This is a genomic window from Aliihoeflea sp. PC F10.4 (assembly GCF_054612275.1).
In genome coordinates this window covers 329,637-343,518 of sequence record NZ_JBTSWH010000001.1, presented here as the reverse complement: position 1 = coordinate 343,518, position 13,882 = coordinate 329,637, and the positions used below count along the sequence as shown (strand labels likewise).

Below are 13,882 nucleotides of genomic sequence, written 5' to 3'. Positions count from 1 at the left end.
CGGCATACCAATGTACCAATTCGCCTACGCTGACATCCAGACAGATTCCGTCGCGGACGCGCGCGATCGCGAAAAGCAGGTGCTGGCACGCTCGATCGATCTGCTCATCGAGGCACGCGATGCCGGCACGCCGTCGGCAAAGGCCATCGAGGCGATCTACTTCATGAATCGCGTGTGGACCGCCTTCATCGAGGATCTGGGCAGCGCCGAAAACGCCCTGCCCAAGGAGCTTCGCGCCAATCTGATCTCGATCGGACTGTGGCTCCTGCGCGAAGGCGAGGAAATCCGCCAGGGCCGCTCGGACAATTACGACGGACTGATCGAAGTGTCGGAAATCATCCGGGACGGATTGCAATGAAAACGACGTTCAAGGTCACGCTGAAGCCGGGCGAGAAGATCTACGTCAACGGCGCCGTGATCCGGGCGGACCGCAAGGTCGCGCTTGAATTTCTCAACGACGTGCAGTTCCTGCTCGAAAATCACGTCATGCAGCCCGAAGCGGCGACGACGCCGCTCAGGCAACTCTATTTCATCGTGCAGATCATGCTGATGAGCCCGCAGGAAGCAGGCGATGCGCGCGCGATGTTCCGCAACTCGCTTCCCCGGCTGATCGCCTCGTTTGAATCCGACACGATCAAGGCGGACCTGAAACAGATCGACCGGATGGTCAGCGAGGGGCAGGTTTACGAGGCGATGCGGCTGTTGCGCACGCTTTTTGCGCATGAGGACACCATTTTGGCGTCTGCACCAGCCCCGCTGTCGGCTCCCTATCAGCCGCAATTGCTCGCCGGAGAATAACGACATGAATGTCCCCGCCATTGCCAACACGACCAATACCGGACGCTCGGATGTCGGCAATGCCGCAACCGTCGATTACCAGTCCTTCCTGAGGCTTCTCGTCGCGCAGATGCGCAATCAGGACCCGACGGCACCGATGGAATCCACCGAATATGTCGCCCAGCTTGCCACCTTCAGCCAGGTCGAGCAGCAGGTGCAGATGAACGCCAAGCTGGACGAAATCCTGCAGGCCTCGGCTCTGTCTCAGGCCAGCGGACTGATCGGCCGCGAAGTCGTCGACCATACCGGCACCAAGAGCGGCATCGTCAAGGAGATCAAGCTCTATTCGGACGGCGTCGTGGCGATCCTCGAATCGGGCGACCAGATTCCGATCCTGCCCGGCGTCATCATCCGCTGAAATCCTTGCCATGAACGAAGCCGACGCGCTCGATATCGTGCAATATGCGATCTGGGTGGTGCTCGTCGCCTCCAGCCCCGCCGTCATTGTCGGCATGGCAGTGGGCGTCGGCATCGCGCTCGTCCAGGCGCTGACGCAGGTTCAGGAAATTACCTTGACCTTCGTTCCCAAGATCGTCGCGATCCTTTTGACCGTCGCCCTTTCGGGCCCGTTTGTCGGCGCCCAGATTTCCAGCTTCGCAACCGTCATCTTCCAGCGCATCGAAAGCGGTTTTTGAACCCGCATCGCCCGCCCCTCCCCCTTCGCGCAAGCTTCGTCGTCTAGCCTCGCATCATTCCGGCCGTCTTCGCGGCCGCGCATGCATGGGATGCTTGACGATATGGCGATGAACGAGACAGCCGGAACGGCGCAGGTTCGCAACGGCGGACGCGACATCGGTTTCGCGCTCGGCATCGTCGTCATCCTGACGATCCTGTTCCTGCCGATGCCGGTCTTCCTGATCGATGTCGGCCTGGCGTTCTCGATCGCCGTTTCGGTTCTGATCCTGATGGTGGCGCTGTGGATTCAGCGCCCGCTCGAATTCTCGGCTTTCCCGACGGTGCTGCTCATCGTCACCATGCTGCGCCTGTCGCTCAACATCGCGACGACCCGCGTCATCCTCAGCCATGGAAACGAAGGCACGAACGCAGCCGGTAACGTCATTGGCGGCTTTTCGAGCCTCGTGATGGGCGGCGATTTCGTCATCGGCCTGATCGTCTTCCTGATTCTGATCATCGTCAATTTCATCGTCATCACCAAGGGCGCGACCCGTATCGCTGAAGTCGGCGCGCGCTTCACGCTCGATGCCATTCCCGGCAAGCAGATGTCGATCGACGCCGACCTGTCCGCCGGCCTGATCAATGAAAAGGAAGCGCAGGCCCGCCGGCGTGAACTGGAAGAGGAATCCTCGTTCTTCGGCTCAATGGACGGCGCTTCGAAATTCGTGCGCGGCGACGCGATCGCGGGCCTCATCATTCTCGCCGTCACCATCGTCGGCGGCATTGCGATCGGTTATTCGCGGCACGGCATGGAGATCGGCGAAGCAGCCGACGTCTTCGTCAAGCTGTGCGTCGGCGACGGCCTCGTCACGCAGATTCCCGCGCTCATCGTTTCGCTTGCGGCCGGCCTGCTCGTTTCCAAGGGCGGCACGCGCGGCTCGGCCAACCAGGCGGTATTCGGCCAGCTCGGCGCCTATCCGCGCGCGCTTTTCGTTGCCGCCATCCTGTTGTTCACGCTCGGCCTGATGCCGGGTCTGCCGCTTGTGCCATTCGCCATTTTGGGCAGCATTCTTGCCACGATGGCCTATGTCATCCCGCGCCAGCGCCAGCGCGACAAGGACGAGATCGAGGCCGCCGAAAAGACGAAGCAGGCGGAAAAGGAAGAAGAAGAGCGCCAGTCCGTCAAATCGTCGCTACGCACCGCCGAGATCGAGCTTCTGATCGGCAAGCAGCTTTCGACCAGGCTTTTGACATCGCATCAGGAACTCGCATTCCGCATGAGCAAGATGCGCAAGAAGTTCGCCACGCAATACGGCTTCGTCGTGCCCGAGGTGAAGCTGACGGACGATTTCTCGATCCCGCCCAAAAGCTACCGGATCAAGATCCATGGCACGGTCGTCGCCGAATACGAGATGCGCGTCGGCGAACTGATGGTGCTGATCGGTCAGGGCAAGCTGCCATCGGTTCCCGGCGAGGAAGTTCGCGAGCCCGCCTTCGGCATGAAGGCGTTTTCGGTGCCCGAGATGTTCGCTGAGGACATCAAGCGCGAGAAGCTGACCGGCGTCGACAACATGTCCGTCCTGCTGACACACCTATCGGAGGTGATCCGCAACAACCTGCCGCAGCTTTTGTCCTACAAGGACATGAAGGCACTGATCGATCGGCAGGACCCGGAATACAAGAAGCTCGCCGAGGAAATCTGCACCTCGCACATCACCTATCCTGGCCTGCAAGCCGTCCTCAAGCTGCTGCTGGCGGAACGCATCTCGATCCGTAACCTGCATCTCATCATCGAGGCGATCGCCGAGATCGCGCCACATGTGCGCCGCACCGAGCAGATCGTCGAGCATGTGCGCATCCGCATGGCACAGCAGATTTGCGGCGATCTTGCCGAAGGCGGCGTTCTCAAAGTGCTGCGGCTCGGCAATCGCTGGGACCTTGCATTCCACCAGAGCCTCAAGCGCGACGCGAAGGGCGAGGTGCGCGAGTTCGATATCGATCCGCGCCAACTCGAAGAGTTCGGCGAACAGGCGTCGAAATCGATCCGCGACCTTCTGGAAAAGGGAGAACGCTTCGTCGTCGTCGCCGCGCCCGAGGCGCGACCTTATGTGCGCATGATCATCGAACGCCTGTTCTCGACGCTGCCGGTGCTGAGCCATGTCGAGATCGCGCGTGGCGTCGAGATCAAGGTGCTCGGTTCGATTTCCTGATGGACCTGCCGGCCTCGCTCGACGCGGTGGTGCTCGCCGCCTTTCTGGCCTTCTGCCGGATCGGCGCGTGCTTCATGCTCATGCCCGGCCTTGGCTCGTTCCGTGTTCCCATGCAGGTCAGGCTGTTCGTGGCCGTCGCGGTCACATTCGCGCTGCTTGCGCATCTGTGGGACTTCCTCGTTCCCTTCGTGTCCTCGCAGCCCGACGTGCTTCTGCTTCTCGTCGTTTCCGAAGTGCTGATCGGCGCACTCATCGGCACTGTTGCGCGGCTTTATCTGCTCGCCGCGCAATTCATCGGTTCGGCCATGGCGATGATGTCCGGTTTCAACGCGATGGGCGGAACTGCGATCGAGGAGCCTGACCCGCAAGGCGCGCTTGCCGCGATCATTTCACTGTCGGTCCTGCTGCTGCTCTTCGTATTCAATTTTCACCACGAGATGATCCGTGCGCTGGTCGATTCCTATACGGTCGCGCCCGTGGACACGCTCTACAATCCCGCGTCGGCTCTTGCCGATGTGTCCGACACGTTGTCGGAATCGTTCTTGATCATGCTGCGCCTCGGCTCGCCCTTCATCGCCTATGCGATCCTGGTCAACCTTGCGACCGGCCTGATCAACAAGCTGACACCGCAGATTCCGATCTACTTCGTGTCGCTGCCCTTCGTCATCGCAGGCGGGCTGATCCTCGCCTGGTTCTCGATCGGCCCGTTTCTGTCGCTGGCGGTGGACGGCTTCCTCCCATCCACGATCGCGAGATAGACCATGTCGCGCCGCACCGATCGCCTGACCAAGGTTCTCTCCCTTCAGGAAAAGCTGAAAAAGCTGCACGAGACGCGGCAGGCGACCCACGCCGCCAATGCGCGTTTGGCGGGAGCGGAAGTCGAAGAGATCGTCACCGCCTTCAACGCCGAGGGATCGCTTTCGAGCGTCTTTCCCGAGCTTTACCATGCGCGCGTCGCTTCGGCCGCCGCCGCAAGACAGCAGCATCTGGCGAACGCGCATGTCGAGGCGGGCCGCGTCGCCAAGGCGTCCGCGCGTGTCGATGCGGTTCGACGTGAAGTGGACGTCGCCAAACGCGCCGATGCCCGCGCTGTCGAGGAACGCGACCAGATCGAGGCCGTCTCGCGAAGCTCGCCCCGGAAGTAAGGCTGCCACAAGCTTGTTCGCCGATAGTCTGGGACAGAAAGACGGAGGATCGCCTTGGGTCTCACCTTGCCAGCAGATGTCGTATTGAACGTCGTTCGCTCAGCGGATGCGACGGCCATTTCTGCCGCGCACGAAAAGCGGGCGGCGGCAAGCGCCAATGCGTCGGCACCGGCCTTCGAGCCATCAAGCGGTGCTCAGAGCATGCGTGCGGCAGCCGATACGGATTCTACGCCGGCCGCCTTTCGCAAGTTCGAGGCGATGATGCTGCAAAGCTTCCTCCAGTCGATGCTGCCGACCGAAAGCGAAGCGGTTTATGGCGAAGGTCTTGCCGGGGACATGTGGCGCTCGATGCTCGCCGAGCAGATTGCCGGCGTGATGGCCGAGCGCGGCGGCATAGGCGTCGCCGACCGCATTCTCACAGGTCACTACGACCGCATGGCCAACGCTGCTTCGCCGGATCAGTCGGCCGGCGAGCTGGCGATGGAAAGCGCGCTTCACGAAGCCCGGCGCGCAGCACTTCAGCCGGCGATCGACATTGCCGCATCACACGATACCGATTTCTGACCATTCCAGACGACGCAGGATTGCGCGATATGACCATGCTTTCACCCGCACCGTTTCAGCCCGCAAAAGCCGCGATTGCCAGTGCGCGACCGGCCGAACTCGGTATCCTTCTTTCCCGCATCGAGGAAGCGATCGACATCGAGACGAATGCGATCCGCACCGACATGACTTTCGACATCGCAGCGTCCAACGCGCGCAAGAGCCGTCATCTCTACGATCTGACACGTGCGCTGCGCGGTCAGGACGACGAGGCTCTTGTCGCCGCGTTCCGGCCGGAAATCGAACGCCTGCGCGACAAGCTGACGGTCAATCAGGGCGCGATCACCGCGCATCTGGAAGCGGTTTCCGAGGTCGCGACACTGGTCAAGTCAGCCCTGCAGGACGCAGAAGCCGACGGCACCTATAGCCAGGCCGAATTCGCCGACGTGACACGCTGACATGCTGAAACTCGCCGCCGCCGCCATCTGGATCGCCGCCGCGACGGCGGGTTCGATTTTCTATGCGTTTCAGGAAGCGAGCACCGTTGAGATGGCTGCGCCCGCCAGCGCACCGACAGCTTTCGGCGGGCTTGACTATGTGCGCTTGAACGTCATTTCGGTCCCGCAGATGAAGGGCGGCGAGGTTCAGGGCTACTTCCTCGCGCGGCTGGTCTTCACCGCGCCCGCAGAGCGCCTCAAGCAACTCGTGCTGCCTGCCGACGCCATGCTGACGGACGCGGTCTATTCCAGGCTTTACGCCGATCCGATGCTCGACTTTTCCCGCGTCGATACGCTCGACCTCGATGCGCTTCGAGCAAGCCTGCGCGATGCGGTGAACGAGAAAATCGGCGAAAACCTCATTACCGAAGTTCTGGTCGAGCAGGTCGATTTCCTGTCGAAGGCGGACATAAGACGCGCAAGCTTCCGTGGTTGGGACAGCGCCGCCACGCCGGAAAGTACACCGACCGCCGCGCAGCACTGATAGCTTGGCTTCAACCCGATTGTCGTTGACGTAAACGTCAATCGCCTGCTACCACTTTCGCGAATGCTGGCAACTTTGCCGGCCTGTTTTCGAGAGGAGTTCGACATGGATATCGAAGCGATCGCCGCCAAGATGCGCGAGAAGGTTGCGGACGGCGATTTCAGCCGTTCGGTCAAGTTCGATATGGGCGACGATGTCATCGTCATCGACGGCAAGACCGTTTCGACGACCGACGCCCCGGCCGACTGCACGATCAAGATTTCAAAGGACAATTTCGAACAATTGATCGCGGGCGAACTCAACCCGACCGCAGCTTTCATGACAGGCAAGATCAAGGTCGAGGGCGACATGTCGGTCGCGATGCAGCTTTCGCAGCTCCTCTGATTATCGGGTAGTTCCTGAACGACGAAAGGCGGCCCGATGGCCGCCTTTTTTGTTATTGCGCCGATTTATGCCGCAAGCCGGCCTGAGCGACGTGCGATCTTGCGGCCCGTCGCGGTCAGCACGCCCGCTGCGCCCTTGAGCGCGCCGGGAATGAGTTCCAGCGCGAGCAGGCGGTGCCGCTCATAGGGGCCGGGCATAGCAAGGGTGCCGGTCGGCTTGGCCGTAAAGCCGAAGCGTTCGTAATAGGCCGGATCACCGACGAGGATGATCGCGCCGTGACCGAGCCGATGTGCTTCGCCGATCGCATGACGCATCAGCGCCGAGCCGATACCGGCCGACTTCACATCCGGGTCGACCGCGAGCGGACCGAGCAGCAGAGCCGGTCGCCCACCTGCCGCGACGTTCCAGAGCCGCACGGTGCCGATTACAAATCCGGTGTCGTCGCGTGCAACGAAGGCAAGCCCTTCGGCGGGCAAGCGTCCGCGCCGCAATTTCTCCGACGATTTCTTCTTCCAGCGCGATCCCATCGCGCGGTCGAGCAGCGCATCGCGCGCGACAATATCGGCCGACGCTTCCAAAGCGATCGAAAAACCCGCTGCCGGTGCGAAATTATCCTGCTGAAATTCCATCTCCACGATCCTTCACGAGCGGAGGTCTGTCCCACAAGCGAACCTGCCGCCGGCAAACCCGGCGACAGGGCGACCCAACGCGGCTGGTGCCACTCAGATCACACAGCGGCTTGCGCCGCTTAGATCACATACGATCGGAGCGGCTCGAAACCGTTGAAGGCAACGGAGGCGTAGGTCGTCGTATAGGCGCCCGTGCCCTCGATCAGCACATCGTCGCCGATGGTCAGCGAGAGCGGCAGCGGGTAAGGCGTCTTTTCGTACATCACGTCAGCCGAATCGCAGGTGGGGCCGGCGAGCACGCACGGCGCTTTCTCGTCATCGTCGCGGGCGGTCACGATCGGGTAGCGGATCGCCTCGTCCATCGTCTCTGCGAGACCGCCGAACTTGCCAATGTCGAGATAGACCCAGCGCACATTGTCGTTGGCCGACTTCTTGGAGATCAGCACGACTTCCGACTTGATGGTGCCGGCATTGCCGACCATGCCACGGCCCGGCTCGATGATCGTCTCGGGCATGCGGTTGCCGAAATGCTTCGACAGCGACTGGAAGATCGACTGGCCATAAGCCTGTGCGGTCGGCACGTCCTTCAGGTAACGGGTCGGAAAACCGCCGCCCATGTTGACCATCTTCAGGACGATGCCTTCCTCGGCCAGCGTGGCGAACACGCCCTTGGCGTCGGCAAGAGCCTTGTCCCACGCGCCGAGATCCGTCTGCTGCGATCCGACATGGAAGGAAACGCCATAGGCTGCAAGGCCGTGCGCATGCGCGTGGCGCAGCACGTCGACGGCCATGGCCGGCACGCAGCCGAATTTGCGCGACAGCGGCCACTCGGCACCTTCACCGTCGGTCAGAACACGGCAGAACACGCGGCTGCCTGGCGCGGCGCGAGCGATCTTTTCGACTTCCTCGACGCAATCGACGGCGAACAGGTCGATGCCGAGTTCGTGGGCGCGCGCGATGTCGCGCTCCTTCTTGATCGTGTTGCCGAAGGAGATGCGGTCTGCAGTCGCGCCGGCATCCATCGCCATCTCGATTTCGGCGACCGAAGCGGTGTCGAAGGACGAGCCGAGGCCGGCCAGAAGGCGCAGGATTTCCGGGGCCGGATTGGCCTTCACGGCGTAGTAGATCTTCGAGTTCGGCAGCGCCTTTTCGAACGCGTTGAAATTGTCGGCGACGACGTCGAGATCGACGACGAGGCACGGGCCGGCCGGACGACGGGTGGCGAGGAAATCGAGAACGCGCTGCGTTGCCATGTCTATTCTCCCTGACGGCCGAGGCCGCCTGCTGAACACCCGTCTTCGGCGCGCGGCCATGGACGGGCGGTGGACAAAGGGCGCATGCGATAGCCGACACGGAACCAGCCGGTGGAGACACCGGAACCGTGTGACCCGCTTGCGCGGCGGTGAGCGAACGCCATCGGCGGCGAACGCTCGCTTTGTCTGCCTCAGCTTTGGAGATTGCCTCCGCACTGCCGGCAAGGAAGGTGTGCCTCTTCAGTAACCCCGGTCTTTGGACGACCGGCAGAACACCAGAAAGGCCCGCACCGTCGTTGCTTCAAGATGTCCTCGGACTGGCGGTTGGCCGTCAGACCGACTGGAGGGGTTAGTTCCAGGTACCTTACCGTATCCCTCACCAAACGAGGGATCGGCGGACACCCACAGGCACGTGCGACTTTGGGCAAGCGCGATATAGGGATATTCGCCGGTTCGATCAACGAAAAAATCGCATGCGCTTGTAAAACTGCGTCAGTTGAACGACGTTGCGTTCAACGTCAAACGGGAATGAACGATGCCTGCAACGCGCGACGAGTTGAACGCCTTTCTCGACTATCCCGACACCTCTGTTCCGAACGCGCCATCCGGCCCCCTGGCGGGGCTGACGCTCGGTGTGAAGGACATTTTCGATGTCGCCGGATATCCGACCGGCAGCGGCAATCCCGAATATCCCGCAGCGACGACCGAAGCGAAGAAAACCGCGCCCGCCGTGCAAAAACTGCTCGATGCCGGTGCACGGTTCACCGGCAAGACGCAGACGGAGGAACTGGCCTTTTCGCTGATGGGCCAGAACGTCCATTTTGCCCATCCAATCAATCCGAAGGCGCGGGACCGTGTCACGGGCGGCTCGTCATCCGGTTCCGCCGCGGCGGTCGCAGGCGGACTTTGCGACATCGCCACCGCGTCGGATACGGGCGGTTCGGTGCGTGGTCCGGCAAGTTTTTGCGGCCTGATCGGCCTGCGCACGACGCATGGACGAATCCCGCTTGAGGGTACGATGAAGCTCGCGCCCAGCCTCGACACGTTCGGCTGGTTCGCGAAAGACGCGGCAACTTACGAAAAGGTGACGGAAATCTATTTCGGCGAAGCGCAACTCAAGACCAGCTATCGCCCGATGCGCCTTGCCGCTCTCGATGAACTGGTGCTTGGCCCGGACGAGGCCGCCGAATATGCGCGCATGACGACGAAGGTCGCGGATGTTCTCGGCGCGCCGGTCGCGGCAAATCCCCTCTCGCATTCGATCGACGACCTTTACTGGGTGTTCCGCCGCATCCAGGCCTATGAGGCTTGGGCGATGCAGGGTGATTTCGTCGCAACCGCCACCAACATGGACCCCACTGTGCGCGCCCGCTTCGAATTCGGTCGCGACATGGGATGCAGCGCCGCCGTCGACGAGACGAAAATCCGCAACGCGTTGCGTGACGAGCTTGAAACCCTCATCGGAGACGATGGGCTTCTGGTTCTGCCGACCATGCCGGGCGCCGCTCCCCTCGCCAGTTCGACCGGCGACGAATTGCAGGAATATCGCGAGCGGGCATTGCGCCTTTTATGCCTGTCGGGCCTTTCCGGACTGCCGCAGATCACGATCCCGCTTGGAACGGTGCAGGGCGCGCCTTTCGGCATCTCGCTTCTCGGTCCGCGCAATAGCGATCGGGAACTGACGCGGCTGGCGTCAAGCATTCTCGGAGCCGTCTGATGGACACGCTCACACGCATGCGCGCCTTCATCGACGTCGTGGAGGCGGAAGGGTTTTCCGCCGCCGCGCGCAAGATCGGCCGCTCCAAGGCGCTGCTGTCGAAATATGTACGCGAACTGGAAGATGAACTCGGCGCGCTTTTGCTGAACCGAACGACGCGGCAATTCTCGCTGACCGAGACGGGTCACACATATTACAAGCGCGCGATCGAACTGGTGCGCGAGATCGACACCCTGGCCGAATCGGTGCGCGAATCCTCCGGCAACGTGATGGGGCGCATCAAGATTACCGCGCCGCGCACCTTCGGAGATGCGCAGATCGGCCATTCGCTGGTGGATTTCGCCAAGGAGCACCCCGACATCACGCTCGAAATCCACCTCGATGACCGTTTCGTCGATCTGGTCGAGGAAGGTTTCGATCTCGCGATCCGCATCACGCGGCTTTCCGATTCCTCGATGATCGCACGTCGCCTTGCGCCGTTCCGCGTCAGGGTCTGCGGGTCGCCTGAATTGATCGCGCGAGTCGGCACACCCAAACAGCCGCAGGACCTTTCCAAGATGCCCTGCATCATCGACACGAACGGCCGCTGGCTTTCCAACTGGCAGTTCCAGCGCGAAAACGGCGAGATCGTAAGCGTACCCGTGTCCGGGCCGATCGAAGCGAACAGTCCGCTGACGACACGGGCGGCAGCCTGCGTCGGTCTGGGCTTTGCCATACTGCCCGATTTCATCGCCGCGCCCGCTCTGGAAAGCGGCGAACTGGTTGCGGTTCTCGACGAATTCGCACCGCAAGGTGGCGGCATCTTCGCCGTCTATCCGCATCGGCGATACCTGCCGGCGAAAATCCGGGTCTTCGTCGATTTTCTGGCACGCTGGTTCAAGGAACATGAGCGCGCGGGCTGACCTCCGCGTCACTGCGCCCTCCCCAATCTCGCCGCGTTTCTGCTAGAATTTGCCCGAGCAAATCACTGCGGGGCACGATGGCGATCCGGTTCAGAACTTTTCTGCTTGCGTGCGGCCTGTCGGTGCCGGCTGTCGCGCCCGCTTTCGCTCACCCGCATGTGTTTGCAGAAGCACGGCTCGAAGTCGCCGTAGAAGACGGAAACGTCAAGGCGCTGCGCCATGTCTGGCGCTTCGACGACTTGTTTTCCTCGACCGTTCTTTTCGAGTTCGACCAGAACCGTGACAATGAGCTCGATCATGATGAACTGGAGATGGTCGGCTCCGTGATCCACGAATCGCTGGCCGAGTTCGACTACTTCCAGTTCGTGACATCGAACGGCAAGGACATCGCGATGAACGTGCCCGAGCGCATCGTCGCCATGTTCGAAAACCAGCAATTGATAATCGTTTTCGAATCCCGCCCGTCCGAAGGTCTGCCGCTCGAAGGCGATCTTCATTTCGGGGTCTACGATCCGACCTTCTACACGGCGATCGATTTTTACGACGACGACAATCTCGTCGTCGCAGCGATGCCGGATTCATGCGCAAAAGAAGTCGTGCGCCCCGACCCGGACGAGGCGATGGCCATGAACCAGCAATCGCTGACCGACGCCTTCTTCAACGAGCCGGGCGGCGTGGATATGTCAAAGCTGTTCGCCACGCGCCTCGAACTGTCCTGCGGAGCCGAAGGATGATGCGGATTTCAAAACGCACAACGCGCGTTTTCTTTGCTGCGGTCGCCATCGTCTATGTCGCGACGCATTTCATCGGTCACGCGCACGCGCAAAGTTCGCTCGGCATCGGATCGGCCGAGATCGCCGCACCCTCGACCGGGATGTTCGCGGGCACGCTCAACTGGATCAACGCGCAGCAGCAGACCTTCTACCGCTCCTTGACCGGCGCGCTGCGCTCCATGCGCGACGGCGACGGCGGGACATGGATGCTGGTCGCGCTGTCCTTCGCCTATGGCGTCTTCCATGCCGCTGGCCCCGGGCACGGCAAGGCCGTCATTTCGTCCTACATGCTTGCAAACGAGGTCGCACTGCGCCGAGGAGTGATGCTCTCCTTCGTCTCGGCGTTTTTGCAGGGGCTGACGGCGATCGCCATCATGAGCGCGGTCTTCCTGTTCCTGCGCGGCACTTCGGTTTCGATGACCGATGCGACGCGGTTTCTGGAAATCGCCAGTTTTGCGCTCGTCACCGCCTTCGGCGCGTGGCTCTTATGGAAGAAGGCTGGCCCGGCAGTGGCGGGCTTGTTTGGCCGCCGACCGGCGCATGGGCTTTCAGCGGCCGCAGTTCACGATCATCACCATGATCACAGCCATCATCACCACGCGCACGATCATTCGCATGACCATGGAGCCGTCTGTTCGTCCTGCGGGCATTCCCATGCGCCCGATCCTAAGATGCTGGGCGGCGACCGATTCGACTGGAAAACGGCATGGGCAGCGATCATGGCAGTCGGCCTACGCCCCTGTACGGGTGCGCTCGTCGTTCTGTCCTTCGCCTTCCTGAACGGTCTTTGGGTCGGCGGCTTCCTGTCGGTGTTCGCCATGTCGATCGGAACGGCGATCACCGTCTCGATCCTCGCCATTCTCGCCGTCACCGCAAAGAACTGGGCCGTCGCCCTCGCCGGCGACGGACGCACGGGCAACCGGGTGCATGCGGGTATCGAGATCGCCGGTGCGGCGTTCGTGTTCCTGCTGGGCCTGACTCTCCTGACGGCCAGCCTCGCCGTCTGATCAACGCCGCATACGCCCGCGCAGCCAGAAGATGCCGAAGAACGCCAGCAGAAACAGCGCCGCGATCGCGCCCGCCAGCCATGGCGAAACCTCGATTGCGGCAAGCATGATCGTCGGCATGAAATAGGAAAGTCCGCCGAACCCAATCAGGATCGCGGCCGTTGCCAGCATCGTGTTGCGTGTTTCGCGGTTCATCCGTCGTCCTTTGTCACCGCGCAATCTTCAAGCCGCTTTTTCTGCCGGCCGTCGCGCTCGAAATTATCGTCGTCCAGCCATGCTTCGAAGGCGGCACGGCGCTGCGGCCAGTCGCGGTCGAGCATCGCATACCATGTCGTGTCGCGGTTCTTTCCCTTGACCACCATATGCTGGCGGAACACGCCTTCATAATCGAAACCGAGACGCCGTGCAGCGCGACGAGATGGCACGTTGCGATCGTTGCACTTCCACTCGAAGCGGCGATAGCCGAGATCGTCGAAAACATGGCGGGCGAGAACATAGATCGCCTCCGTCGCAAGGCGCGTGCGCGCCATCAGCGGCCCCCACAGGATATTGCCCACCTCGATCACGCCGTTTGCAGCGTCTATGCGCATGAGCGCGAGACGTCCCTTCACGCGGCCGTCCGCCTTGTCGACCACGGCGAAAAAGAGCGGATCGGCCGACGAGGCGATTTTTTCCAGCCAGATCCTGAAATCCTCACGCCCCCCAGCCGGTTCCTCGAACAGGAATTCCATGCGCGCACCGGCTCCCTCCCCGGACGCTGCTTGATAGAGCCCGTCCGCATGAGCTTCAGGGTCGAGCGGTTCGAGCCGCACATGCGCACCCTCGATGACCGATCGTTCGGGCCGGGGCCGTGCCGTCCAGTTTTCGAGCGTTGCCATCAGGCACT

19 protein-coding genes are annotated in these 13,882 nt (G+C 61.9%); 15 read left to right on the top strand and 4 right to left on the bottom strand.

Annotated features, from left to right (window positions below):
- The first annotated feature begins 10 nt into the window (after positions 1–10).
- From flaF to ACX82Z_RS01560, 11 genes are all read left to right on the top strand, one after another.
- A complete protein-coding gene (gene flaF, locus ACX82Z_RS01610; protein WP_459586407.1) occupies positions 11–358 on the top strand; it encodes a flagellar biosynthesis regulator FlaF in 348 nt (115 codons plus the stop codon).
- Entirely contained in the window at positions 355–798 is a 444-nt protein-coding gene (gene flbT, locus ACX82Z_RS01605; RefSeq protein WP_459586406.1) for a flagellar biosynthesis repressor FlbT, read from the top strand. The genes flaF and flbT overlap by 4 nt, the downstream gene beginning before the upstream one ends.
- A gap of 4 nt (positions 799–802) precedes the next feature.
- Positions 803–1,195 (top strand): flagellar hook assembly protein FlgD, encoded by a 393-nt coding sequence (gene flgD / locus ACX82Z_RS01600; RefSeq protein ID WP_459586405.1) that lies wholly within the window; start codon positions 803–805, stop codon positions 1,193–1,195.
- 10 nt (positions 1,196–1,205) lie between these two features.
- On the top strand, positions 1,206–1,472 hold the full coding sequence (fliQ, locus tag ACX82Z_RS01595; protein ID WP_459586404.1) for a flagellar biosynthesis protein FliQ: 267 nt from the start codon (positions 1,206–1,208) through the stop codon (positions 1,470–1,472).
- A 102-nt stretch (positions 1,473–1,574) separates the two neighbouring features.
- Positions 1,575–3,662, top strand: coding sequence for a flagellar biosynthesis protein FlhA (flhA, locus tag ACX82Z_RS01590; protein WP_459591211.1), 2,088 nt, complete (start codon positions 1,575–1,577; stop codon positions 3,660–3,662).
- Positions 3,662–4,420, top strand: coding sequence for a flagellar biosynthetic protein FliR (fliR, locus tag ACX82Z_RS01585; protein ID WP_459586403.1), 759 nt, complete (start codon positions 3,662–3,664; stop codon positions 4,418–4,420). Before flhA ends, fliR begins: the two co-directional genes overlap by 1 nt.
- Before the next feature lie 3 nt (positions 4,421–4,423).
- Positions 4,424–4,807: a hypothetical protein gene (locus ACX82Z_RS01580; RefSeq protein ID WP_459586402.1), complete on the top strand. Its 384-nt coding sequence runs from the start codon at positions 4,424–4,426 to the stop codon at positions 4,805–4,807.
- Between the two features lie 54 nt (positions 4,808–4,861).
- Positions 4,862–5,371, top strand: coding sequence for a rod-binding protein (locus ACX82Z_RS01575; protein WP_459586401.1), 510 nt, complete (start codon positions 4,862–4,864; stop codon positions 5,369–5,371).
- A gap of 29 nt (positions 5,372–5,400) precedes the next feature.
- Positions 5,401–5,808, top strand: coding sequence for a hypothetical protein (locus ACX82Z_RS01570; protein WP_459586400.1), 408 nt, complete (start codon positions 5,401–5,403; stop codon positions 5,806–5,808).
- A gap of 1 nt (position 5,809) precedes the next feature.
- Positions 5,810–6,331 (top strand): hypothetical protein, encoded by a 522-nt coding sequence (locus ACX82Z_RS01565; protein ID WP_459586399.1) that lies wholly within the window; start codon positions 5,810–5,812, stop codon positions 6,329–6,331.
- 105 nt (positions 6,332–6,436) lie between these two features.
- Positions 6,437–6,715: an SCP2 sterol-binding domain-containing protein gene (locus ACX82Z_RS01560; protein ID WP_459586398.1), complete on the top strand. Its 279-nt coding sequence runs from the start codon at positions 6,437–6,439 to the stop codon at positions 6,713–6,715.
- A gap of 65 nt (positions 6,716–6,780) precedes the next feature.
- Here the strand turns inward: ACX82Z_RS01560 and ACX82Z_RS01555 are convergent, their stop codons facing one another.
- Together ACX82Z_RS01555 and odc2 are read right to left on the bottom strand one after the other, a co-directional pair.
- The gene (locus ACX82Z_RS01555) at positions 6,781–7,344 is read right to left on the bottom strand and encodes a GNAT family N-acetyltransferase (RefSeq protein WP_459586397.1); all 564 of its coding nucleotides are present in this window, start codon (positions 7,342–7,344) and stop codon (positions 6,781–6,783) included.
- Positions 7,345–7,463: 119 nt separating this feature from the next.
- Positions 7,464–8,597 carry an ornithine/lysine decarboxylase gene (odc2, locus tag ACX82Z_RS01550; protein WP_459586396.1) on the bottom strand — a complete coding sequence of 378 codons (1,134 nt, stop codon included), beginning with the start codon at positions 8,595–8,597 and terminating at the stop codon, positions 7,464–7,466.
- Positions 8,598–9,132: 535 nt separating this feature from the next.
- Between odc2 and ACX82Z_RS01545 the strand changes: the two genes are divergently transcribed.
- The 4 genes from ACX82Z_RS01545 to ACX82Z_RS01530 all read left to right on the top strand — a co-directional run bounded on the left by ACX82Z_RS01545 (position 9,133) and on the right by ACX82Z_RS01530 (position 12,996).
- Complete coding sequence (locus ACX82Z_RS01545; RefSeq protein ID WP_459586395.1) at positions 9,133–10,314, top strand: amidase; 1,182 nt, start codon at positions 9,133–9,135, stop codon at positions 10,312–10,314.
- Positions 10,314–11,216 carry a LysR family transcriptional regulator gene (locus tag ACX82Z_RS01540; protein WP_459586394.1) on the top strand — a complete coding sequence of 301 codons (903 nt, stop codon included), beginning with the start codon at positions 10,314–10,316 and terminating at the stop codon, positions 11,214–11,216. The genes ACX82Z_RS01545 and ACX82Z_RS01540 overlap by 1 nt, the downstream gene beginning before the upstream one ends.
- A 77-nt stretch (positions 11,217–11,293) precedes the next feature.
- A complete protein-coding gene (locus ACX82Z_RS01535) occupies positions 11,294–11,950 on the top strand; it encodes a DUF1007 family protein (protein ID WP_459586393.1) in 657 nt (218 codons plus the stop codon).
- A complete protein-coding gene (locus ACX82Z_RS01530; protein WP_459586392.1) occupies positions 11,947–12,996 on the top strand; it encodes a nickel/cobalt transporter in 1,050 nt (349 codons plus the stop codon). The genes ACX82Z_RS01535 and ACX82Z_RS01530 overlap by 4 nt, the downstream gene beginning before the upstream one ends.
- On the opposite strand, the gene ACX82Z_RS01525 is transcribed toward ACX82Z_RS01530, so the two are convergent.
- Together ACX82Z_RS01525 and ACX82Z_RS01520 are read right to left on the bottom strand one after the other, a co-directional pair.
- Positions 12,997–13,191 (bottom strand): hypothetical protein, encoded by a 195-nt coding sequence (locus tag ACX82Z_RS01525; protein WP_459586391.1) that lies wholly within the window; start codon positions 13,189–13,191, stop codon positions 12,997–12,999.
- Positions 13,188–13,874, bottom strand: coding sequence for a GNAT family N-acetyltransferase (locus ACX82Z_RS01520; RefSeq protein ID WP_459586390.1), 687 nt, complete (start codon positions 13,872–13,874; stop codon positions 13,188–13,190). The genes ACX82Z_RS01525 and ACX82Z_RS01520 overlap by 4 nt, the downstream gene beginning before the upstream one ends.
- Positions 13,875–13,882: the final 8 nt, after the last annotated feature.

What these genes read in the sequence shown, in the direction of transcription:
- flbT (WP_459586406.1), top strand. Translation starts at nt 355, where the DNA reads ATGAAAACGACGTTCAAGGTCACGCTGAAGCCGGGCGAGAAGATCTAC.
- flhA (WP_459591211.1), top strand. Translation starts at nt 1,575, where the DNA reads ATGGCGATGAACGAGACAGCCGGAACGGCGCAGGTTCGCAACGGCGGA.
- ACX82Z_RS01525 (WP_459586391.1), bottom strand. Translation starts at nt 13,191, where the DNA reads ATGAACCGCGAAACACGCAACACGATGCTGGCAACGGCCGCGATCCTG.
- flgD (WP_459586405.1), top strand. Translation starts at nt 803, where the DNA reads ATGAATGTCCCCGCCATTGCCAACACGACCAATACCGGACGCTCGGAT.
- ACX82Z_RS01560 (WP_459586398.1), top strand. Translation starts at nt 6,437, where the DNA reads ATGGATATCGAAGCGATCGCCGCCAAGATGCGCGAGAAGGTTGCGGAC.
- ACX82Z_RS01580 (WP_459586402.1), top strand. Translation starts at nt 4,424, where the DNA reads ATGTCGCGCCGCACCGATCGCCTGACCAAGGTTCTCTCCCTTCAGGAA.
- fliR (WP_459586403.1), top strand. Translation starts at nt 3,662, where the DNA reads ATGGACCTGCCGGCCTCGCTCGACGCGGTGGTGCTCGCCGCCTTTCTG.
- ACX82Z_RS01535 (WP_459586393.1), top strand. Translation starts at nt 11,294, where the DNA reads ATGGCGATCCGGTTCAGAACTTTTCTGCTTGCGTGCGGCCTGTCGGTG.
- ACX82Z_RS01530 (WP_459586392.1), top strand. Translation starts at nt 11,947, where the DNA reads ATGATGCGGATTTCAAAACGCACAACGCGCGTTTTCTTTGCTGCGGTC.
- flaF (WP_459586407.1), top strand. Translation starts at nt 11, where the DNA reads ATGTACCAATTCGCCTACGCTGACATCCAGACAGATTCCGTCGCGGAC.
- ACX82Z_RS01520 (WP_459586390.1), bottom strand. Translation starts at nt 13,874, where the DNA reads ATGGCAACGCTCGAAAACTGGACGGCACGGCCCCGGCCCGAACGATCG.
- odc2 (WP_459586396.1), bottom strand. Translation starts at nt 8,597, where the DNA reads ATGGCAACGCAGCGCGTTCTCGATTTCCTCGCCACCCGTCGTCCGGCC.
- ACX82Z_RS01540 (WP_459586394.1), top strand. Translation starts at nt 10,314, where the DNA reads ATGGACACGCTCACACGCATGCGCGCCTTCATCGACGTCGTGGAGGCG.
- ACX82Z_RS01555 (WP_459586397.1), bottom strand. Translation starts at nt 7,344, where the DNA reads ATGGAATTTCAGCAGGATAATTTCGCACCGGCAGCGGGTTTTTCGATC.
- ACX82Z_RS01570 (WP_459586400.1), top strand. Translation starts at nt 5,401, where the DNA reads ATGACCATGCTTTCACCCGCACCGTTTCAGCCCGCAAAAGCCGCGATT.
- fliQ (WP_459586404.1), top strand. Translation starts at nt 1,206, where the DNA reads ATGAACGAAGCCGACGCGCTCGATATCGTGCAATATGCGATCTGGGTG.
- ACX82Z_RS01545 (WP_459586395.1), top strand. Translation starts at nt 9,133, where the DNA reads ATGCCTGCAACGCGCGACGAGTTGAACGCCTTTCTCGACTATCCCGAC.
- ACX82Z_RS01565 (WP_459586399.1), top strand. Translation starts at nt 5,810, where the DNA reads ATGCTGAAACTCGCCGCCGCCGCCATCTGGATCGCCGCCGCGACGGCG.